Consider the following 20,660-nt stretch of genomic DNA (forward strand, 5'->3'; position numbering starts at 1 on the left):
CGGTCCCCGCAACCGCGATGATGGTAGGTAGCGCGCGAAACGGACGCCGCGGTCCACCCGGGCCACGGCATGAGAGGCGAGACGGAGAGTTCTCCTGATGACCAACGACGGCGTGCGTGGCCGCGACGGCGGACCCGCACCCTCGACCACCCCGCCGGGTGGCCAGCCGTCCGGTGAGGGCGACGACCCGAACGAGGTCACCCAATACGTCAGCCGCGGCCCGGTGTTCCGCGCTCCGGCCCGCGGCTCCGGCGCACAGGCGCAGCGCGGCGCGGCCGCGCCGGCCGGCCAGGCGCCGCCGCCAGCCGGCGCGCCGGCCTCTGCCGTGCCTGCCTCCGGGGTGCCGTCCTCCGGCATACCCGCCTCCGGGACGCCGGCGTCCGCCGCGCCAGCGTCCGGCCCGTCGTTCCGGACGCCGGCGTCCGGTCCGCCGTCCAACGGCTGGGGCCCGACCCCGCCGGCCGCCGGCCAGGCGCCGCCGGGAGGCCGCGCGCCCTACGCGTACGTGCCGCCGACCGGCCGCGCCGCTCCGATGCCGCCGGCACCGACTCCACCGCAGGCCCCTCCTCCGCCATCGACGTGGCAGCCTCAGCCGACCAGCGCGGCGCCAGCTCAGCAGACGGCACCGCCACGTCCCACCGCTCCGGCGCCGAACCAGCCGGTGTCCAGCCAGCCGGGGCCGGCCCAGCCACCGCCGCAGCCGCCGGGTCAGCTGCCAACTCAGCTGCCAGCCCAGCCGCCGGCCCAGCCGCCGAGGCCGCCGGCGCCGATTCCGCCGTGGACCGGTCAGGCGACCACTCAGCAGCCGGCTCAGCCGCCATACGCTCCGCCGCCACCACAGGCGCAGCCTCCAGCTGGCTACCAGCAGCCAGGTGTGTACGTGCCGCCACCGTCTGGCGCACCCGACGAGCCGAAGCGCAGCCGCGGCAAGCAGCGGCCGCCGAAGGAGAAGAAGGCCCGCAAGAGCAAGCGGCCGGTGCCACCGCAGCAGCCGCCGGGCGGCGACCGCGGCTTCACCGTGCAGGGCGGCAACGTCATAGCGACCGGCCCGACCACCAAGCGCCGCAAAGGCAATCCGCTGGCCGGCGGCCGCTGGATGCAGTTCGCGGTCAAGACGCTGATCGTCGTCGTTCTCGCGGTGATCGCGCTCAACGGCGTCTACCGGCTCGCCGGCAAGGCGCTGTACGACCCGCCGACTTCGCCGCCGGGATCCAACTATCCGACGCAGCAGGCGTCCGCGTACGCGGCCAGGTTCGCCTGGGCCTACCTGTCGTGGGACCAGGCCAAGCCGCAGGACCGGGCAACCGCGCTGCAGCCGTTCTTCCCCGGCAACAGCAACCTGCAGCTCGGCTGGGACGGCAAAGGCGTCCAGCAGGTGCTCGGCCAGCCGATCCCGGCCGGCGTGAAGGCGACCGACGACCAGCACGCGGTCGTGCAGCTCGCGGTCTTCCTGAGCCCTGGCGGCTGGACGTGCATGCAGGTCGGCGTGTTCTCACCCAATGGCGGCCAGAGCCTGGCGATCACCGGCTACACCGCGTACGTCGCCTGCCCGCCCACCGCGGCGGTCACGGTGCCGGAGGTGACCGACGAGGACACCGTGGTGGAGGCGCAGCTGAGCCCGGTGCTCGACTCGTTCTTCCGCGCGTACGGTGCCTCCAGCCCCGACCTGCAGCTCACGCTGGCCACCGGTTCGACCATCACCGGCCTCGGCGGCAGCGTGAAGCTCAGCTCGGTCGACCGGGTGGTCGTGCCGGCGCTGGTCGCCGGCGGCGATCCCAACCGGCGAGTGGCCACCGTCAACGTGTCCTGGACGACCGCGTCCGGTGGCATCCTGGCCCAGTCGTACCAGGTCAGCATGGTCAAGGCGGACAAGTGGACGGTGCTGAGCCTGTCCGGCGGTGCGGCCAGCGCCGACATCGCTCCGCAGCAGGGGGGCGCCGCGCAGCCAGGGCCGGCCGGCGGCCCGAGCGGTGGCCAGTCACCGGCCAACGGGCCGTCCACGACTCCATCCAGTACGCCGTCGGCAACGCCGAGCTGAGAGTTTGAAACGATGCGCCTGATTCTTTCGGCCGGTCGCGGGCCGCTCAGATCAGTCGCGAAAGGAATGTGAAGCAGATGGCATTGCTTGAGACAGCGGTTAACGTCGCCGCGGTGGCCGCCAGCACCCCGCTGGCGGCCACCGGCGACACGATCGCGCAGAACCTGCAGAACTTCGTGGCACCGATCGCCGGCATCCTGATCGGGCTGGTCGGCCTGAAATACCTGTTCGGCGAAAACCGGTCGCTGGCCGGCTTCATCGGCTTCGTGTTCCTCGGCGCCTGCGTGTTCGCGCTGATCAGGTTCGGCAGCGTCATCCTGGGGGCGCTCGGCGGCATCCTCAAGGGAATCCTGAGTTAGCGCACGTACGGGGAGGGCAGCACCATGATCGTCCGGACGTTCACGCACGCGTGGAACATGCGCGTGCGGATCTACGCGTTCGACGACATCCGGTTGCCGGTCAAGAACGGGATCTCGATTCCACAGGTGATAGCCGGAGTCGCCGCCGCCGTGGTCTGGGTGCCGCTGTGCTTCCTGCTCGGCGTCCCCAGCTGGGTCGGCAACGCCGGCGTGGCCACCATGATCATCGCGGCGCCACCGGTGATCGTGCTGCTCTACGCCGACCGGCCGATCGCGCACGAGAAGACCACCGAGGAGTGGCTGTCCTCCTGGCTGACCCACCAGTCCGAGCCGCGCCGGCTCGCGGCGCTCACCACCGCACCCGCGCCGCGCCGCGTGCTGCTCACCGCCTCGCGGTGGGTGCCGCAGGAGCAGTTGGACGGTGACCGGCGATGACCGAGATCAGCCTTCTTCTGCTGCTCATCCTGGTCGGCGCGATCCTGTACGTGGTCGTACGCCGCTGGGAACGCGGCAACGCGGCGCGCAACGTGCCGACCATGCCGGAGCGGCTCGCCGTACGGTATTTCGACGACCAGATCCTGCTCACCGACACCGAGGCCTGGACGTATCTCCGGCTCCCGACGGTGTCGGTCGAGTTCCGCACCGCCGACGAGTGGGACCGGCTGATCTCCAGCTACGCGCACGCCCTGGCCGGCCTGCAGGACTGCGAGATCCACCTGAAGACGGTGTTCCGCGAATACAACATCGCCGACTGGGCCGAGCGGCTCGACAAGCGTACGAGCATCGGCTCGCCGGGCTGGCGCAACCTGCTGGTGGCGCAGCAGCAGCACCTGTGGAGCGAGCAGTTCCTGCGCAAAGAGGTCTACATCGGCGTACGGCTCGGCACCCGCGTCACCGAGACCACCGGTCTCATCCGGTCGCTGGTGACGACGGCCTCGCGTTTCATCTCTTTCAGCACTGAGCTGCTGATCGGCGAGGACGACGTCGTCGACCGCAAGGAGATCGACCGCTGGCAGGGCTCCGCTCGGCCGATCCACCGGCTGCTCGCCGGAAGTGCCTTCGGTGCCGTGCCGGCGACCGCGGCCGAGGTCGCCTGGCTGTTCCAGCACCAGATGCATCCGGCCATGCCGGCCCCGACCGTCTCGCAGATCCAGGCCCGGCCGTGGGGCCGCGGCGAGGTGCAGCACCTGGCCGAGGGCTACGTCGACAACAGCGAGAGCCCGTACTATCTCAAGATCACCCAGCCCAACTGGGATTTCGTCAAGCAGCAGGAGGCGCACCAGCAGGGTGCCACGCCGGCCAAGCCGGAGCGCTTCTTCGACTCGTACGTGGCCACGCTCTGCATCTCCCGGATCCCGCGCGAGATGGACACCTGGGACGGCAACCCGTGGATCCATCACGCCGAGGACCCCTCGCTGGGGTTCCCCGTGGAGTTCTCCGCGCGCTGGGAGATCCATCCGCCGCGTAAGGCGAAGAAGGACGTGGAGAAGCAGATCCAGAAGGTGGCCGGCCAGCGGCGGCACATCCAGGAGGCCGGCGCCGAGGTGCCGACCGGCATCCAGGACGCCTTCGCCGACGGCCGCCAGCTGGACGTCGACGTGGAGCGGCAGCGCAAGTACATCGTCTACGGCGCCGGCCGGCTGATGGTCTCCGCGGAGGACCCGGAGGAGCTGAGCCGCCGGTGCGAGGTGCTGATCGAGCATTACCGCAACATCGGCATCGACGTGGCCTGGACGCCAAACGACCAGCTGCGGCTGTTCACCGAACAGTTCCCCGGTGACAAGACCCGGCTGCGCGTTCGCGCGTACCGACAGGTGCAGGAGCTGGAGACGGTCGCGGCCGGCCTGTTCACCGCGTCGAACAGCCTCGGCGACGGCGAGGGACCCTACATCGGCCGTACGACCGGCCGCAGCCAGGAGATCGTCCACTTCGACCCGCTGTACGCGCCACGGAACAACAAGCCGCCAGGCATCGCCATCGTCGGCGCTCCTGGTGGCGGCAAGACCTTCACCACGCTGACCATCGCCTACCAGACGGCCTCGCGCGGCATCACCACCGTGCTGCTCGACCCGAAGGGCGACGCGAAGGGCCTGGCCACGCTGGACGGCCTCGGCGACGTACGGATCCTGGAGCTCGGCTCCAGGATGGCCGGCCTGCTCGACCCGTTCTCGCTGGCCGAGTCGCGCGAGGAAGGCACGCTGCTGGCGATGGAGACCATGCGGCTGCTGCTCGGCGGCGAGATGACCGCCGAACGGGAGAACGCGATCGTCTCGGCGATCCGGCAGATCGCCGTCCGGCCCGACCCCAACCTGCGCAAGGTGGTCGACCTGCTGCTGGCCGGCGGCGTCGAGACGATGAACGACAGCCGGTCGGCCTACACCGACCAGATGATCTCGGTGGCCAAGAGCGCCGGCAACCTGTTGGAGGTGATTTCCGAGCTGCCGCTGGGAAACCTCTGCTTCTCCAGCGCCAAGTCGGACGTGAAGATCGCGCGCGACCGGCTGACGATCATCACGCTGGCCGGCCTGTCGCTGCCGTCCGCGTCGACACCGCAGGATCGCTACACGTACGCGCAGCGGCTGTCGGTCACGCTCCTCTACCTGGTCACGCACTACACCCGCACGCTCATCGTCGACCCGCTCTTCACCGGGCCGAAGGCGCTGGTCATCGACGAGGCATGGGCACTCACCCAGACGACCCAGGGCGCGCAGCTGATCGCCGAGGTGTCCCGGCTCGGCCGGTCCCGCAACACCGCTTTGGCTCTGGTGAGCCAAAACGCCAAGGACCTGCTGGCCGAGGACGTACGCAACTGCCTCACCACGATGTTCGTCTTCCGTTCCGAAGACGCCGACGAGATCACCGCCGATCTCGAGCTGCTGCGCATTTCCGACAACCCCGAGCACCGCCAGGCCGTCGCCACCCTCCCGACCGGCCGGCACTCCGAATGCATCATGCGCGACATCCGCGGCCACGTCGGCACCATGCGCATCGACATGTCCTACCTCCCCGATGTCACCGCCGCCTTCGACTCCACCCCGGACGACGGCTCCGGCCGCGTACAGGCCGCCGCGCGCCGCATCATCACCGACGTGTCCGGCCGGGTTCTTGGCGTCGCGGACACCGAAGCCGAGGCCGAGGCACTGCGGGCCCGGCTGGAGGCGGAAACCGGCGGTCCGGTCCAGATCCAGGCGGACGCCGGCCTGCCGACATTGACCAAAACGGGCACCGGGCCGCACGATGGCCCTCAGCAAGACGGGTCAACGGCGACCTCATCCGCAAACCTGGCCGGAGCCCGCTATGTCGGCGGGCCACCAGCCGGGCAGTAGTTCGCACACACGAGCACGTACGGATCGAGGGAGCAACCCTGATGGCGGCAGCCCCCGTGGCCACCACCACGCCTACCGGCCTGCGCGTCGATGCACTCACCGACGCGGACCAGGCGTTCTTGGACAGTGTCACGCGCGCTCGCCGCCGATCAGCGCTCTGGGGCCCCTTCGGTCTGCTCTACCGCTGCCGTCGTACGTTCCGCCGCCTCTGGCGCCGTACCATCGCCACCCTCCTGCTCGCCCTGGTCATCGTCGGCGTCGGTATTTCCGGCATGCAGCCGGCGGCCGCGATCGATCCGCCAAACCCCGCCAACCTCACCTGTCCGCGCGGTCCGTTCGCGCCGGAGCGAGCCGATCAGGGCCTGATGGCGCTGATCGGTTCTTTTGCCACCGGGCAGCAAGGCAAGTTGTCGGGTACGCCGCCGACCGACGAGATCGCGCAGGCAGCGGTGAAGGCCGCCGCCGACGCTCCCAAAGGCTCGATCTGGGCTCAGTACGGCTCAGCCGGGACTTACTGGACGACGTACGGGTTGGACTGTACGGACCTGGAAAACAAGATCCTCAACGTCGTCGCCAACCAGGTTTTCCAGTTGGCCAAGACGATGAGTGTGCTGACCATCGGCATTTTCCAGTTGACGTTCACCGGCGACATCCTGAGTTACTTCCTGGACAGCAACGGGGCGAGCCCGTCGTTGGTGGACCAGGTCATCGCCCAGACCCACGCCACGGTTTATTCCGCGCTGTCAGCGGTGGCGATTCTCATCGCTGCCATCGTCATGCTGTGGCGGTTTCTGTTCGGAAGACTTCCCGCCTCGACGTTCTGGGGAAAGTTCATCCAGATGGCGTTGATCGCCGGCCTTGCGGCGTTCATCTCGGCTGGTACCAACTTCACCGGCATGCTCAACTGGCTCAATGACCAAACCGTGACGATTTCCTCGACAATGATGTCGGCCTTTTCGAGTGCCGACTGCATTTCCGGACCGCCGGCCACCGGGCGAGCGACCGAGGCGACCGAAAAGGAAGCAGAAGCGCTGCGGAAAAAAGCCGTGATCTGCGCGGCCGACTCACTCTACCGTGCAACGGTCTACAGTCCATGGGTCATCGGCGAGCTCGGCTCTTATGACGACGGCGTCGGTCAGCGCATTCTTCATCAACAGGCTTACTCGTACACCGATATCGTCAACAACAAAGGCAAGAACAACCTGTACGCCAGGGATGGCGGCAAAGGCACCAACCTGAGTAGCTACGACGACAAACACGCCGACCGAAAGGCCATGGTCGGGACGTGGGGCGTGAGTGCCCTGGAGCAGCTCAACGCCACCAACTACTCCGACATCACCGCGGCCAACCAACCTGGATATTGGCAGTATTACAGCGGTGGTCAGTCTGGTGGCCGATTCCTGCTCGCGCTGCTGGCGCTTTTCGCCTGTCTGATGGTCGGCATCATCATTCTCGCGATCTCGGTCAGCTATCTGTTGCTGGAGATCTCCAGCATCATGTTCGCGATGCTGGCACTTCCGGCGGCGCTGTTCGGCCTCATTCCTGGATTCGGCATGCGGGTTTTCCTGCGGTGGGTGGAACTCCTGCTCGGATCCTTTGCCAAGCGCATTGTTCTGGGACTGTTCGCCGGTCTCGTGATCGGGCTTTACCAGGCGCTGCTCAACGTGAACGCCGTGCCGTGGGTCATCAAGATTCTCTTCATCACCCTCGTGGCCGGCTTTGGTCTGCTGTATCGAAAACGCTTCGCCGAGGCGTTCACCTTCAACTTCTCCGGGACACGCAGCTTCTACGAGCATGGCGAGGCAAGCAATCGGCTGCTTGGCAGCTACCTCGGGCAGGTCGAGAGGTTCGCGCAGAAAGGCGACCAGGCCGAGGCTGCGGCGAAGGCGGCCGCGGGCATGGGTGCCGGTGGTGCTGCTGGAGTCGCCGCCGCGGGTGCCGAGAGTGGTGGTGGCGGCGACGGCGGCAGCCAGATCGGCGACAAGATCCGCAGGGCCGGGACGTTCCTGCCTGGCCTGCTCGGGGCTGGCGACGACACGACGAGGAAAGGCGGTGGCGAGGTTCCGGTGCCTGGCACCGGCGGTGTCTACGCGCCTTCCAACACGACCATCCAGTCGTCGTCGCGTACGACGGTGGAAGGCGGCGGGGGCGACGCCGACCTGTCGAGCCTGGATCGTCTTGCCGCAAAGGCGAATCAGGCCGCCAACGCGTTCGACAGCGCCGCCGGCCGTGCACGTACCGCCCCAAACGTGTCGGGGCGAGGACTCAACGTCGTCTACGTCCCGGCGCCGCATGAGTCGGCCGGAGCGCCGGCGAGGTCGGCGGCTCCGACTCAGGGTGTGCCCGTACGAGGACGCCAATGAGCGTTGCCGGGCGAAAGAGACTGGTCTTCGGTCTTGCGGTCGCAGTAGCCGCGATCGTGGCCGGCGTGGCCGTCTATTTCGGGGTTTTCCGCGCGGGTGCGGCGAGCCACACCGTCACCCCGGCCGCGCCGCCGGTCATCACGCCGTCGTCGCATCCGAGTTCGAGCGCTAAACCTGGTGACACACCGTCCCCGGGGCAGATCGAGGCATCCCTTGGGCTGCCGACGAGCGACGATGCGGGGGACGTCAATCCGGCCGCGACGCCGGGACTCGCGGGTGCGAGTCTCATGGAAACGACCGCGCGCGTGTTCGCGGCTCGTTTCTCGGTGTACGCACCGCTGAGCAACAGTTCCACCAGCGAATGGGTTGCCTCCTGGAGCCCGATCGTGGTTCCCAGCTTTGCCAACAGCGCTACCGACCTGGTGCTGCAGTACTACAAGTTCACCTCCGACCAAGGTGTGAAGACCACCAATCCCCGGGTCGTGTCGGCGGCGCACGTCTGGTCCGGTCAGGCGCCGGACGGGCCGCAGCAGCTCTGGCGGGTGACGGTCCAGCGGACGCTCGTACCGATCGACGGGTCCACGCGAGCCAACACCGAGCAGACCGTGTTGTGGGACATCGAGCTGCGGGACGTGCCCAAACCACTGGTGGTGTTCGTGATGACAGGCGATCCACACCGAACCGCGCCGCCGCAGGAGAACTGAGATGCAGCGATCCGGGCTCGTCGTCATCGCCGTCGGATCGGTGATGGCCGCGCTGATGGCCGCGTCGACGATGACGGCCGTCGTCGGATCAAGCTTTTTCTCGTCGGTCTTCCAGTCCGGATGCGGAGTCACCGACGGGACCGGTGGCCAGTCGATCGTGAGCGTCGGCAAGTTGCTGGACCCGTTGAAGGGTGCCGGACAGAAGACCAGCCCGTTCGGCCCTCGTACGAACCCGGTCACCGGCGCCCAGGAAGGCCACCGAGGCCAGGACTTCGCCGCGCCGGTCGGGACGCCGATCTACGCGGCGGCGCCTGGCACCGTCGTCGCCGCTGGGCCGGCAAGTGGCTTCGGGGACTGGATCGTCATCGACCACAACATCGCCGGCAAGAAGATCTCGACCGTGTACGGCCACATGTACGCCGACGGCGTACTCGTCCACGTCGGTGACGCGGTGACCGCCGGCCAGCACATCGCGAACGTCGGTTCCAACGGTCAGGCCACCGGACCGCACCTGCACTTCGAGGTCTGGGTGGGCGGCCGTCTGACCGGTGGTACGGCGGTCGACCCCATCCCGTGGATCGACAGCAACGCGGCCAACGTGGCGAACGAGTCCACCCAAGCCGCACCGGTGACCTCCGCCGCGGCCGCTGACACGGCCACCGCGGCTCAGCTGATGCCGGCGCCACCGTCCGGACACCAGAACAGCCTGACCCCGACCAAAGACCAGATGGACAACGTCACCACGATCGTGGGCGTCGGCAAAGGCATGAACGTACCGCCGCGCGGTTGGGTGATCGCGGTCGCGACGGCGATCCAGGAGTCCAGCCTGCACAACATCAACTACGGCGACGCGGCCGGCCCGGATTCTCGCGGCTTGTTCCAGCAACGCTCGAGTTGGGGGCCGGAGAGCGTACGGATGGACCCGGCCGGCGCGGCCGGGCTCTTCTACCGGAAGATGTTGAAGATTCCCGGCTGGCAGAGCCTGCCGTTGACGACAGTGGCGCAGAAGGTCCAGATCAGCGCCTTCCCCGACTACTACGCGAAGTGGGAGTTGGCAGCGGTCAACCTGGTGCTGAAAGCGATCGGTGCTCCGCCGATTTCCGGGCCAGGAGGCAACGCCGCCGACACCTCCTGCATCGGGCTCGCCAGCGGACAGATCGCGGCCGGCGGCAGCGTGAATGGGCAGAAGGTCGCTGATGCGGCCCTGCGGTGGATCGGCACGCCGTACGTCTGGGTCGGCGGTGACGCGAAGGGGCCGACGCTTGGCGACGGAAGCGGTCCGGGCCAGCCTGGTTTCGACTGCAGCGGGCTCGCTCTCTATGCCTGGGCCCAGGTTGGTGTCACACTGGAGCATCGTGCTTCGTTGCAGTATGCCGCCGGGACCAAGGTGCCCCGGGGGCAGGAGCAGCCCGGTGACCTGGTGTTCTTCCACACGCCAGGCGATCCACCCGGATTCATGCACCATGTCGGTGTCTACATCGGGGGTGGGAAGATGGTCGAAGCGCCAGACCGTGGGCTCAAGGTCCGGATCAGCGACCGGGTGTTCAGCAGTTCGGAGTACGTAGGGGCCGTGCGTTACAACCCGGGTGCGTAACGCGGCGAGGGGGGACAGCGTGGCAGGACAGAGAGCGTTGATCGGTGCCGTCGATTTGCGGTGGTTTAGCATCTTCCCTCTGTTAGCGCGATGGTGAAGGCTGACGGAGCATGAAGGTGGCACGCCTGAAGGAGTGGGTACGCGGGCTGCTGCCGACCCGACCCGACGCGGCAGGTGTGTGGCGGTGGCTGGTCAGGGCAGCCCTGGAACCGGCGCCTGCTGACATCCAGGCCCCGAGCCCACGGCCGCGCAGGGACTATCGGCGTGCGTACTCGATCGCGCTGATCGTTGTTGGCGTGCTGACCGGCCTTGCACTGCTCAATAATCGGCAGGCGCTTGGGACCGCCCTGCTGATTGCGTTCGCGCTCGGGGCGGCGTATGTCGGATGGACAGTGCATCGCAGTGCTGTGGGTACGGCGCTGGCGATCCTCTGGTGGGTGCTGACCGCGCCCGCGATGTCCGCACTGGCTTCGCTGCGTGGTGACGGCGGGAGCGCACTGGCTCGCTTCACCGCTGGCACGTCAACGATCGTGGTGCTCGGAATCGCGGTTTGGCTCGTCGCCGTACTGACACGCGCGAACCATCCCTGGTTGACCATCCTCACCTGTTGGCTGATCACGTTGCTGGCGATCGGGGTCGGCACTCTCGTCGTCCCCAACTACGCGCTCGGGTTGGCTGTCGTGGTCACCGCGGCCTATCTCTACTGGCGGTCGGGCGCTCTTTTGCAGGTGGTCGATCGGCTGCGCGGTCAGGCGTACCAGAACCGCATCCTCGAAGGTGCATCGGACGCGCAGCGAGAGACGTTCGAGCGCCTTCGCGGCGTCAGCAAGGACATGCAGGTCATCTACCATCTCGAGGCGCCAGCGGACTTCGGCGCGGCGATGCCGGTGGACGCGCTCGTCGTGGCGCCGACCGGGGTCTACACGGTCTTCGCCGTCGACGCACTCGGTCGCCTGCGGGTGAACGTTCAGACGCGGAATCGGGTGTCGGTCGAAGGCCGGAGCATCGACAAGCTGTTGTACGAACTCGCAGGCACCGCTTACGCGATCTCCGAGGCGCTGCGGGTGGAGGTGACGCCGCTCGCCTCGATGGTCGGAGCGACCTTCCCGCCTGACTACCCGGGGATCATTCCGATTTCCACCGCGCTGAAATCCGAGGACGGCGTCATGCAGTTGACGCTCCTGGATCCTCACCTGCTGGTCGACCGGCTTTATTACGGCGATGCGGTCTACACCACCGGACAGGTCGCGACGATCGTGCATCGCGCGCGTGGTTTGTTGCACCGGTCCGGTGGGAAGGGACACGTGCCGAGTCACGTCGACGTGCGGAAGTCCAACGCCAGGCGAGTGAAGCCGGCCGAGTCGCTGGACGACAGCGTCCTCGAGGAGGTCGCCGACGTGCTGTCATCGTCGTCGACCGGTGCGGACGTACGTCCCCAGGCGGCCGGCCGGCAACAGGGTGACTATGCGCCGGGTGTCGAGGTGTCGTGGACCGACGACTCCGGCTCCTGGGACGGCTGGGTCTGCATGACCGGCGTCGTCGTTCTGATGGACATCCCGGATGGAGCGCTGGACACGACGTTGTCCGTCGGTGACGAGGTGGTCTGGATCGTGTCCAAGACCGAGTGGGAACGCGCGAATGACGCACAGCGCGACCCCGACCCGGCGCTCATCCAGCCCGTACGCGTGAACAGCCTGCGCGCCAACCACTAGTGTCCCGAGTCAGACTCGGGACACTAGTGGTGTGTTTCCGAAATGGCTCGCTGGTTCCGGCGCCCAGAAGCCGCCTGGACGCACCGGGAAGGCGCCCGGATACGCCCGCGGTATGAGGGCGCTTTCCCGGCACGCCCAGCCGCCTTCTGGATCACCGGACCCGGCATCCGATTTCAGAAACACACCACTAGCGCGGCACGGCCATCGCGATGGATGGATAGCCTTCACGCTTTTCACGATGGCCGGTTAGTTGCTGCTTCCGCTGGATCCCGCCACACCAGCAGCGCCAATTCCCAGGAACGCGACACCGAAGAAGAGATACAGGACGACCCAGAAAGCCCACCAAGCGGCCGCGATGCCGGTGATGATCCAGCCGATGATGATGCCGGCCTTGGCCATCCCGTCGCCACCGACGGTGTTGTTGCTCTCGCGGATCTGCTTCACGGCGACGTGGCCGAGCACGGCTCCGACGATGGATACCGGACAACCACAGACAATGAGGGAGCCCAGCGAGACGATCAGCGAGGCGATGGCGAGGCCGCTGGTCGGTGGCGCCACCGGGTATGGCGGTGGATATGGCTGTCCGCCGTACGGGTTCGGGTTGTACGGGTTGGTCATCGAGTTGCTCCCTCTCCTGCCACCTGCCGGCCACAGGTTAGCAGCAGGGGTCCATCGTCGTGATCCGGCTTGGCGGACCGTGGCGCGGTACGCGCGGCCTGCCTGATGCTTCTCGTTGGCGAGGCGTCAGGCAGACGGATGCAACTAATTCGCGGGCAGGGAGAACTGGACGGTCACCGGTGCGGATGCGCGCGTAGGCAGGTTTGAGAGGCCCAAAGTCGCCGTCCAACGACAGGTGAGCGTGGCGGTCGTGGTTGCGGGGCTGACCGGCACCAGCACGCGATCGGGGAGCATGCCGAGTGCGTTGTAGATCGGTGTGGCGTTGATCGGTTGGACGCCTGCCGGCGTAATCGTGAACGCGTCGGCGGCGAAATGTGGTCCCAGCACGTCACTCCACACCCGGGTTGACGAGGTTCACGCTCAGCCAGAGCATACCAGGCGGCGCGTATTTCTTTTCCGGGTCGAATGGCGTCAGTGCGGTCTGCGCCACGTCGACCTTGAACGGCGTCGTACCCGATGAGCTGACAGTTTTGTTTATCACCACGTAGTTCTTGGACCGGTGGAGCGGGGCGAACTCCGGAGCCGCGACACGCGCGGCGGCGCGAATGTCGTACCGTTGCGTTTTCCCTGGGCTGTCAGTTCCAGATAGACCGGCGTTTTTCGGCGTGGAGGCGACGACGACATGTCGAACGACAGGAATTGGGTATTTCACGCACGGGTCGTAGGGCTTGGCGCTGATGTCGCACAGCGCCTTCGGTAGGTCTTCCTCGGGGGTCTCGAGGAAGACCTACCGCCGTTAGTTGGCCAGGTATGGTTCCCAGGTCGGGTCGGCGGCGATGAGGCCGATGACCAGCCAGCCGGTGACGCGGGGTGCGACCGGCGTGTGCGGCAGGGTCCAGCCGAGCTCCTTCAGCAGCCGGTTTCCCTTGCGAGCGTTGCAGGACTCGCAGGCGGCCACGCAGTTGGTGAAGGTGTCGCGGCCGCCGCGGGAGCGGGGGAGGACGTGGTCGATGGTGGTGGCCTTGCCGCCGCAGTACGCGCAACGGTGCCGGTCGCGCTGGAGCACGGCCCGACGGGAGAATGGCGCGGTGCCGCGAAAAGGTACCCGGACGAAGCGCGTCAGCCGGACCACCCTCGGCAGCCGTACGGAACACCGCGCGCTGCGCAGTTCGCCGCCGGACTCGACTATTTCCGCTTTTTCGGCCAACACCAGGACGATCGCGCGCCGGGTCGATACGACGGTCAGCGGCTCGTACGTGGTGTTGAGCACGAGAGTGGTGTGCACGGTGTCCCTCCTTTCTGGCCGTCCGCGCCGGCGCCGGAAGCTGTCTTTGTCCGGCGCCGGCCGTTCTTTTTCAGGCAGCGCTTCGTTTTGGCTCGGTGAGCTGGCCGTCCTCGAACAGCAGGCCGCCCCACACTCCCCACTCGCGGTGGCACAGAGCCCACTCCCCGCAGGAATCCACGATCGGACAGCTCGCGCAGACCGTGATGGCCTCGGCGAACTGCGACGGAGAAATCGGGTCGAAAATCTCCGGGTCCGGGTGATCGCGGCACGCGCGGTGGCGGTCGTGGCGCGGGTCACGCAGCTCCTGGATCGGTGTCATGCCGGTCACCTCCTTCAAGGCAGCACTGAATCGCCGGACGTCCGGCGGGTTTTGGTGCGGAGCAACAAAAAAGCCGCTCCGGTCGGTCCGGAGCGGCTGGCGCGAGCCAGAAAACCTAGCTCGTGGACAGGCGCGTCCGGGTGATCGTCGGGTTGTCCTTGTGGCTGGACGACAACGGTCCCTGGCAGGCCAGGTGACCGAGCACGACGACATGGCGCCGATAGCGCTCCGTCGGTTTCGCGTACGCGGTCACGAGTGATCAGTCCTTAGTCGAAGGTCGGCCCCAACCGAGGCCGAAACCAACTGTACCGCGACCGCGCCAACCGACAACAGACTTTTCCACAGCCAAGATCAGAACGACCGCTGTACGGGATGACGGGCGACGACCCGACGCTGAGCGTCGGAGCCGTTTCGCTGCAGTGGCGCACCGAATTTCCGTGCGCGTACGGCCGCCAATGTGCGTTGAGCGCGCGCGTTGACCGCGGCCGTACGTTGTGACTCCTCTTCCGACAGCGGAAGGTTTGGCAGTTCTTCCTCGACATCGGCGTCCGGCCGTGCGTGCCGGCCGACCCGGGAGGTCGGGCGTGGGGCGGTTTTTTCCGGGTTTTTCAGGCCGACCGCGCGCGCGAGCAGGTCGTCCTGCGCGCTCAGCCGCTGGTCCATCCGCAGGATCAGCTCCTCGTTGCGCTTGAGCTGCTCGGCCTGCCGGTCGATGACCAGGGCCTGGTCGTTGATGATCCGCTGGTAGTTTTGCAGCGTCGCGTCCTGGCGCGCGATGATTTCGTTTTGCTGCTGGATTGTCTGTTGCAGCACGGCAATGTGTCCGGAGAACGCGTCGGGTTCCGGCTCGGCCGCGGCGGGCCTCGTCGCCGACACAGGACGCTGTTGGAAGCCGGCCGGCCATGCCGACGAGACGCCTGGCGCGGTGGCGGAGCCGGCGATCTCGTCGAAGGTCTCCCGCAAGTCGACTCCCTGGGTCGCGGCCCATCCGGTGACCGTGGTGGCCTGTTCGGCGTACGCGATGCCGTGCGGTTCGCCGACGATGTGGACGAAAACGCCGTGCACGCTTTCGGTGCGCAGGCCGGCCGGCAATGCCCTGACGTATTCGCGCAGCCCGCGCGGCGAGGCCATCACCTTCTCGCCGATTCGTTTCCACAGCGGTGCGGCGGCCGCGGCATGCCGCCGGTGCCGGCTCTGCTCCTCGAACGGCACCGTCACAGTGGCTCCAGGAAACCGCACCGGGCCGCGACGATCATCGGCACCGCGGCGGAGAACATCTGCGCCAGTTCTTCCAGCGTCAGCGGCGCCTCCTCGGAGCCGGACATCAGGCCGAGGTCGTACTTGACGATGTCGTCCCAGATCGACGAGGAGTTGTACGAACCGCACCAGAACGTGTAAACGTCCGGCACGACCTCCAGCAGCACCTCGCCGTTTTTGCCGATACGGAAGGTCTCCGGCTCCTCGGCGGTGTTGCCGAGGCCTTCGGCGGTCGGGAAAAGCCGGTGCGTACGCAGAAAATGCAGCGCCGACTCGGCGCCCGGCTCGTACTCGGCCAGTACGCGGCTGCTCAGCAGCCGCTCGACCAGCTCGGTGGTGCCGTCGCCGACCGACGGCTCGGCCAGCTCGACCAGCCGCTCACGGGTGAACGTGAGGTTGGCGTGCGACTCGATGTCGGCGTGCGCGGTCAACCACACCTGGTAAGCGTCGTGTGGCAGCGCGATCGACTGGTCGGCGCGCAGCACCTCGTAGAACTCCGGCTCGGGTCCGCTGCCGATCGCGAACCGGGGCCCGTTACCGAAGCCGACCGGCACGACGATCGCGGTCACCCGACCTCCCAGTCCGGACAAGCACCTGACCATATCCACGGTATCAGCGGGTATGCACGGGTCGGGCCCGAACAAAGCAGTCTGTGGAGGATGGCCGGTACCCTGAGCAGCGCGGGGCGAACCATGCGGGAAGGCGAAACGTGGCACTGGACGACAAGAGCGAGGAGCGGCTGGTCTGGGCCTTCGCCGGGCTGACCGTGTTGGCCATGCTGGCCTGGCTGTTCGGATTCCTGATCTGGGACTCCGGACAGCTCGCCGGCCTGGTGGCGCACGGCCGGTTTCCGGCGTCGACGCCGGGCGACGTGCCCGGCGTGCTGATCCGGATCTGGAGCACACTGGCGGACCCGGCGCAGGCGTGGCCGGTCAAGGCCAGAGCCGGCGTGGGACCCGCGGGCTTGCTCTACGTGTTGTTCGCCGTACAGCTGGTCGTCGTCATCGCGGTCATCCTGCTGATCGTCCGGATGGTGTTCCGGTTTCGCCGGCGCCGCAAGAGCCGCCGGCTGCGGCTCGGCTTCGCCTCGCCGGGTGAGATCGACCGGTTGCTCTCCGCGTCCGCCGTACAGAAGAAGGCTCCGTCCGTACGCCCGTCGATGCCGAAGGCCCGTCCGGGTGACGTCGGTTTCGCGATCGGGAAGGACATCCGGTCCAACAAGCAGTTGTACGGGTCCGTCGAGGACGTCTTCCTGATCGTCGCGCCGCCGCGGCAGGGCAAGGACGTGCATTTCTGCATTCCCTACACGATCGACGCTCCGGGGCCGGTGCTGATGACCTCGACGCGCGCCGACGCGTTCGGGGCCACCGTTTCCATGCGTGAGCGGGTCGGCCAGGTCTGGGTTTTCGACCCCAACAACATGACGTCCTGGCCAAACCGGTTGCGTTGGTCGCCGGTGCGCGGTTGTGAGGAGCCGCTGCGCGCGCTGTCCCGCGCGTCGGCTTTCGTCGCTGGCGCCGGTGTCAGCGAAGGCGTGACCAACGCGAGCTACTGGACCGGCGTGGCGACCTCGATCCTGCGCTGCTATCTGCACGCCGCCGCGCTGGCAAACCGCACGATGGCCGATGTCGTACGGTGGTCGACCCAGCCGACCAATCCGGAACCGGCGAACATTCTGCGCTGGGGCGAACAGCAGGGCATCGCGGCGCCGGGATGGGCCGGTGAGCTCGAGCAGGCCGCCGCGGCGGACTCGGAGTCGCGCGGAAACATGTGGAACGGCGTACGCCGTGCGCTGGACTGCTTCGCCGACCCGTCGGTGCTCGCGTCGTGTTCGCCGGGACCGGACGAATCCTTCGACGTGCAGGCGTTTCTCAACGGCCGCAACACGTTGTACGTGCTGGGCAAGGAAAAGAAGGCCGGCAGCGTGGCGCCGTTGGTGACCGCGCTGATGGAGGACATCTTCGACCAGGCGCGTGCGATCGCCACCCGGATGCCGAACAGCCGGCTCGACCCGCCGCTGACCGTCGAGCTCAACGAGGCCGCGCACATCGCGCCGATGCCCAACCTGCCCGGCTACATGGGTGACTCCGGCGGTTTTTCCATCGCCCTGCACGTGTATCTGCAGTCGCTGGCGCAGGCCAGGTCGCGCTGGAGCGACGACGAGGCGGCGGTCATGTGGGACACCGCCGCGGTCCGCGTCGTGATGGGTGGGTCGGGTCACGTCAACGATCTCGACGACATCTCGCGGCTGATCGGTGAGGTCGACGAGAAGCAGAAGACCAGGACGCGCGGCAACGACGGCCGGTCGGTGTCGGTGTCGCAGCAGGCGCGGCGCGTACTCACCGTCGACGAGCTCCGCACCCTGGAGTTTGGTCGCGCGGTCGTCGTCGCGCGGTCGGCGCGGCCGGTGGAGATCCGGTTGACGCCGTGGTGGAAGCGCGCGGACGCCGAGGCGATCAAGGCCGGTCAGCAGCGGGTGAGCGCGATGCTCGCCGAGCCGGAACGGCCGACGATGTTGCTGCCCGCGGCCAAGCCGAAGCCGGGTCTGCCGCCGGCCGGTCCGCGGCCCGAGTCGAAGCGGCCGGCCGGTGTGGAGCATCGCGGCTATCGGCCTGCGCTCGGCGGCATTCCGGCGTACGGCGGACCGCAGGGCGCGGCACCGTCGGACGAGCCGGCGCAGTTGCCGTCGTGGACCGACGTGCCGCAGATCCCGGGGCCTGAGCCCTCGGAGCCGTCCGCGGCTGCCGAAGCCGAGGTGCCGATCCACGAGCGCGAGACGACGCGGCTGCCGTACGGCCAGTCGAGTGCGGCGCCGGAGACGGCGGCTCCGGCATATCGCGGCATCGACTCGACCACCGAGTGGCGGATGCCGCGATCGGCGCAGCGTCCCGCGGACTCGGCGCCGGTGTCGGCCCAGCCGGCGGAGCCTGAGCCGGCGTCGAGCCCGCCGTACGCGAGGTCGGCGTCCGGCGCGCCGTATGACCCAGCTCAGCAGGCGTCCGCGCCGCCGCGGCCGGTGTCGGCTTCGCCATCGGCGCAGCCGGTGTCGGGGATGCCTTATGAATCGGGTCGGCCGGCGTCGAGCCCGCCGTCCGCGCGGTCGGCGTCCGGAACGCCGTATGAGCCGGCGCAGCAGGCGTCCGCTCCGCCTGAGTCGGCAGTGCCTCAGCCGGCATCGCCTCAGCCGGCATCGGCTCCGCCGTATGCGCAGCCGTCGTCGGTCACGCCATCTGAGCCTGCGTCGAGTCCGCCGTATGCGCGGCCGGTGTCGGCGCAGCCTGCCGCGCCGCCAGCCACGCCGCCGGTCGCAGAGCCGCCTGCGCCGGTCGCACCACCGTTCGGCCAGCTGCCTGCCGACCGACCGGCCCGGCGGGTTCCACCTCCGGTCGCTCAACCTCCGATTGCTCAGCCGCCGGTCGCTCAGCCAGCGCCGCCGGTCGTCCAGCCGGAGCCGCCGGTCGCCACGCCGGCTCCGCCGCTGGCCGGTCCGCTGAACCAGCCGTCGCCACCGGAGACGCACGAGCCGCCGGCGCCGCCGCCAGGCCAGCCGGCTCCGTTGTTCACGCCGGTCATCCCGGTCGAGTCCGGAGCGCAGCAGTCTCCGGAGGCGGCTACCACCGAGCTTCCGCCGCGTTCGGCGGAGCAGCCGGCGCCGCAGTGGGGACCGGTCGGGTCGGCCCGTGACGAGGCGCCGGTGCCGCCGGCGGCCGAGACCCAGCAGATTCCTCGGCCGGCGCCAGCTGCCGCGCAGCCAGCACCCCCTCAGTCCGCGGGGCCGGCATCCGTGCCTCCCGCGTCGGCAGCTCCTCCGGCGTCCGTAGCTCCGCCGGTCGCCTCTCCTGCGTCCGCGCCGCCGTTTCCGGCGCGACCGGCGTCGACACCGCCAGCCTCGCCGTATGTCGGCCAGCCGGTGATGGGACGGCAGGCCGCCGTCCCGCCGCCGGTACGGCCGGCGTCGGCTCCGCCGGTCGCGTCTGCGGCTCCACCGTTCGGCGTACGTCCGACGACTCCGGAACCGGCAGCCGCTCAGCCGGCGGCCGGTCATCCGCCGGCCGCCGAACCGCCGCCCGCGCAGCGGCCGACAGCCGAACCGCCGGCCACACCTCCGCCGCCTGTGCAGCCAACCGCGGAGGCGGCGGACGCGCCCCCTCCTGCCGCACCGCAGCAGCCGATCGCCCAGCCTCCGGCCAGCCAGCCTGGCGCCTCTACGGCTCCGGTGTCGCAGCCGCCGGCGGGTCAGCCTCCGATCGGTCAGCCTGCGATCGGTCAGCCCGCGGTCGCCTCGACTCCGGTGTCGCAGCCGCCGGTCGATCAGCCTGCGGCCGGCGAGCCTGGCGGCGCTACGGCTCCGACGCAGCAGCCGGCCGGTCAGTCTCCGGTCGCTCAGTCTCCGGTCGCTCAGCCCGGCGCGGTGCCCGCTCCGGCACCGTCTGAACAGCCTCCGGTCGCTGAGCCGGCCGCGCAGCCGGCGTCCGCGCCGCCGTTCGGTCCGCCGGCGTCGCTGCCGCCGTACGGCCGGCCGGCGACGCGTACGACCGGTCAGCCAGCTGACCGCACGCCTGGTGTCGCGCCTGGCTGGGGTCCACCGCCGGCGAGCCGCACGTCGTGGCCCGCCGACCAGGCCGACGAGTCGCCGGAGCCGGCGGCGGACGCGTACGAGTGGCCGGCCGAGGCCACGCCACCGGCGCACTGGGGTGAGCCGCCGACGATCCCCGGCTGGGGAGCCGAGCCGGCGCAGACCCCGGAGCCACCACCACCGTCCGGCCTGCCGTCGCGAGTCGTCGCGACACCGTCGCGTCCGGCGGGCGCGCCGAGCGCCGAGTGGGGACCGGCCAGCCAGCTGCCGTCGCGCGTACAGCGCGGACCGGCGCCGCAGAACCCGGCGGGCGGATATCCGGGTGAGCCGGCGGTGCCGGCACCGCCGGCGCGGGTCGACCAGCAGCCGGTCGCGCCATACCGGGTCGAGCCGGCGGCGCAGCCGGCGCCGTACCGCGTCGAGCCGGCCGAACCGGCGCCGTATCAGGTGCTGCCGGTGGAGGAGTCCAAGCCCTACCGGGTCGACCCGGAGGGCTGACCGGCGGACAG

The 20,660-nt window shown here is 68.9% G+C and carries 16 protein-coding genes; 9 read left to right on the forward strand and 7 right to left on the reverse strand.

The genetic code is table 11. The features are described 5' to 3' along the window. The first annotated feature begins 97 nt into the window (after positions 1-97). The 8 genes from GNX95_RS18235 to GNX95_RS18270 all read left to right on the forward strand — a co-directional run bounded on the left by GNX95_RS18235 (position 98) and on the right by GNX95_RS18270 (position 12,096). Entirely contained in the window at positions 98-2,038 is a 1,941-nt protein-coding gene (locus tag GNX95_RS18235) for a conjugal transfer protein (protein WP_163508608.1), read from the forward strand. A gap of 113 nt (positions 2,039-2,151) precedes the next feature. Beyond that, the gene (locus tag GNX95_RS18240) at positions 2,152-2,397 is read left to right on the forward strand and encodes a hypothetical protein (protein ID WP_163508609.1); all 246 of its coding nucleotides are present in this window, start codon (positions 2,152-2,154) and stop codon (positions 2,395-2,397) included. 24 nt (positions 2,398-2,421) lie between these two features. Further along, the gene (locus tag GNX95_RS18245) at positions 2,422-2,832 is read left to right on the forward strand and encodes a PrgI family mobile element protein (RefSeq protein WP_163508610.1); all 411 of its coding nucleotides are present in this window, start codon (positions 2,422-2,424) and stop codon (positions 2,830-2,832) included. Further along, positions 2,829-5,723 carry a VirB4 family type IV secretion system protein gene (locus GNX95_RS18250; protein WP_163508611.1) on the forward strand — a complete coding sequence of 965 codons (2,895 nt, stop codon included), beginning with the start codon at positions 2,829-2,831 and terminating at the stop codon, positions 5,721-5,723. The genes GNX95_RS18245 and GNX95_RS18250 overlap by 4 nt, the downstream gene beginning before the upstream one ends. A 41-nt stretch (positions 5,724-5,764) precedes the next feature. Beyond that, complete coding sequence (locus tag GNX95_RS18255; RefSeq protein WP_163508612.1) at positions 5,765-8,086, forward strand: hypothetical protein; 2,322 nt, start codon at positions 5,765-5,767, stop codon at positions 8,084-8,086. After that, positions 8,083-8,790 (forward strand): hypothetical protein, encoded by a 708-nt coding sequence (locus GNX95_RS18260; protein WP_163508613.1) that lies wholly within the window; start codon positions 8,083-8,085, stop codon positions 8,788-8,790. The genes GNX95_RS18255 and GNX95_RS18260 overlap by 4 nt, the downstream gene beginning before the upstream one ends. 1 nt (position 8,791) lies before the next feature. Next, positions 8,792-10,384: a peptidoglycan DD-metalloendopeptidase family protein gene (locus GNX95_RS18265; RefSeq protein WP_163508614.1), complete on the forward strand. Its 1,593-nt coding sequence runs from the start codon at positions 8,792-8,794 to the stop codon at positions 10,382-10,384. A 116-nt stretch (positions 10,385-10,500) separates the two neighbouring features. After that, the gene (locus GNX95_RS18270) at positions 10,501-12,096 is read left to right on the forward strand and encodes an MFS transporter (RefSeq protein ID WP_163508615.1); all 1,596 of its coding nucleotides are present in this window, start codon (positions 10,501-10,503) and stop codon (positions 12,094-12,096) included. 246 nt (positions 12,097-12,342) lie between these two features. Here the strand turns inward: GNX95_RS18270 and GNX95_RS18275 are convergent, their stop codons facing one another. The 7 genes from GNX95_RS18275 to GNX95_RS18305 form a co-directional block, all read right to left on the reverse strand. Continuing rightward, positions 12,343-12,714 (reverse strand): DUF4190 domain-containing protein, encoded by a 372-nt coding sequence (locus GNX95_RS18275; RefSeq protein WP_163508616.1) that lies wholly within the window; start codon positions 12,712-12,714, stop codon positions 12,343-12,345. A 388-nt stretch (positions 12,715-13,102) separates the two neighbouring features. Beyond that, positions 13,103-13,426, reverse strand: coding sequence for a hypothetical protein (locus tag GNX95_RS18280; RefSeq protein ID WP_163508617.1), 324 nt, complete (start codon positions 13,424-13,426; stop codon positions 13,103-13,105). Between the two features lie 84 nt (positions 13,427-13,510). Further along, complete coding sequence (locus GNX95_RS18285; protein ID WP_246281669.1) at positions 13,511-13,999, reverse strand: HNH endonuclease; 489 nt, start codon at positions 13,997-13,999, stop codon at positions 13,511-13,513. A gap of 70 nt (positions 14,000-14,069) precedes the next feature. Beyond that, positions 14,070-14,318, reverse strand: coding sequence for a WhiB family transcriptional regulator (locus GNX95_RS18290; protein WP_163508618.1), 249 nt, complete (start codon positions 14,316-14,318; stop codon positions 14,070-14,072). 115 nt (positions 14,319-14,433) lie between these two features. Continuing rightward, entirely contained in the window at positions 14,434-14,571 is a 138-nt protein-coding gene (locus GNX95_RS18295) for a hypothetical protein (RefSeq protein WP_163508619.1), read from the reverse strand. A 98-nt stretch (positions 14,572-14,669) separates the two neighbouring features. Continuing rightward, the gene (locus GNX95_RS18300; protein ID WP_163508620.1) at positions 14,670-15,536 is read right to left on the reverse strand and encodes a hypothetical protein; all 867 of its coding nucleotides are present in this window, start codon (positions 15,534-15,536) and stop codon (positions 14,670-14,672) included. Further along, positions 15,533-16,144, reverse strand: coding sequence for a hypothetical protein (locus GNX95_RS18305; RefSeq protein ID WP_163508621.1), 612 nt, complete (start codon positions 16,142-16,144; stop codon positions 15,533-15,535). The genes GNX95_RS18300 and GNX95_RS18305 overlap by 4 nt, the downstream gene beginning before the upstream one ends. Positions 16,145-16,284: 140 nt before the next feature. Between GNX95_RS18305 and GNX95_RS18310 the strand changes: the two genes are divergently transcribed. Continuing rightward, positions 16,285-20,649 carry a type IV secretory system conjugative DNA transfer family protein gene (locus GNX95_RS18310; protein ID WP_163508622.1) on the forward strand — a complete coding sequence of 1,455 codons (4,365 nt, stop codon included), beginning with the start codon at positions 16,285-16,287 and terminating at the stop codon, positions 20,647-20,649. Positions 20,650-20,660 lie beyond the last annotated feature (11 nt).

This window comes from Fodinicola acaciae (assembly GCF_010993745.1).
Classification (GTDB): domain Bacteria; phylum Actinomycetota; class Actinomycetes; order Mycobacteriales; family HKI-0501; genus Fodinicola; species Fodinicola acaciae.

Coding starts and splice junctions, on each gene's coding strand:
- GNX95_RS18265 (WP_163508614.1), top strand. CDS start 8,792: ATGCAGCGATCCGGGCTCGTCGTCATCGCCGTCGGATCGGTGATGGCC.
- GNX95_RS18290 (WP_163508618.1), bottom strand. CDS start 14,318: ATGACACCGATCCAGGAGCTGCGTGACCCGCGCCACGACCGCCACCGC.
- GNX95_RS18255 (WP_163508612.1), top strand. CDS start 5,765: ATGGCGGCAGCCCCCGTGGCCACCACCACGCCTACCGGCCTGCGCGTC.
- GNX95_RS18250 (WP_163508611.1), top strand. CDS start 2,829: ATGACCGAGATCAGCCTTCTTCTGCTGCTCATCCTGGTCGGCGCGATC.
- GNX95_RS18275 (WP_163508616.1), bottom strand. CDS start 12,714: ATGACCAACCCGTACAACCCGAACCCGTACGGCGGACAGCCATATCCA.
- GNX95_RS18245 (WP_163508610.1), top strand. CDS start 2,422: ATGATCGTCCGGACGTTCACGCACGCGTGGAACATGCGCGTGCGGATC.
- GNX95_RS18260 (WP_163508613.1), top strand. CDS start 8,083: ATGAGCGTTGCCGGGCGAAAGAGACTGGTCTTCGGTCTTGCGGTCGCA.
- GNX95_RS18235 (WP_163508608.1), top strand. CDS start 98: ATGACCAACGACGGCGTGCGTGGCCGCGACGGCGGACCCGCACCCTCG.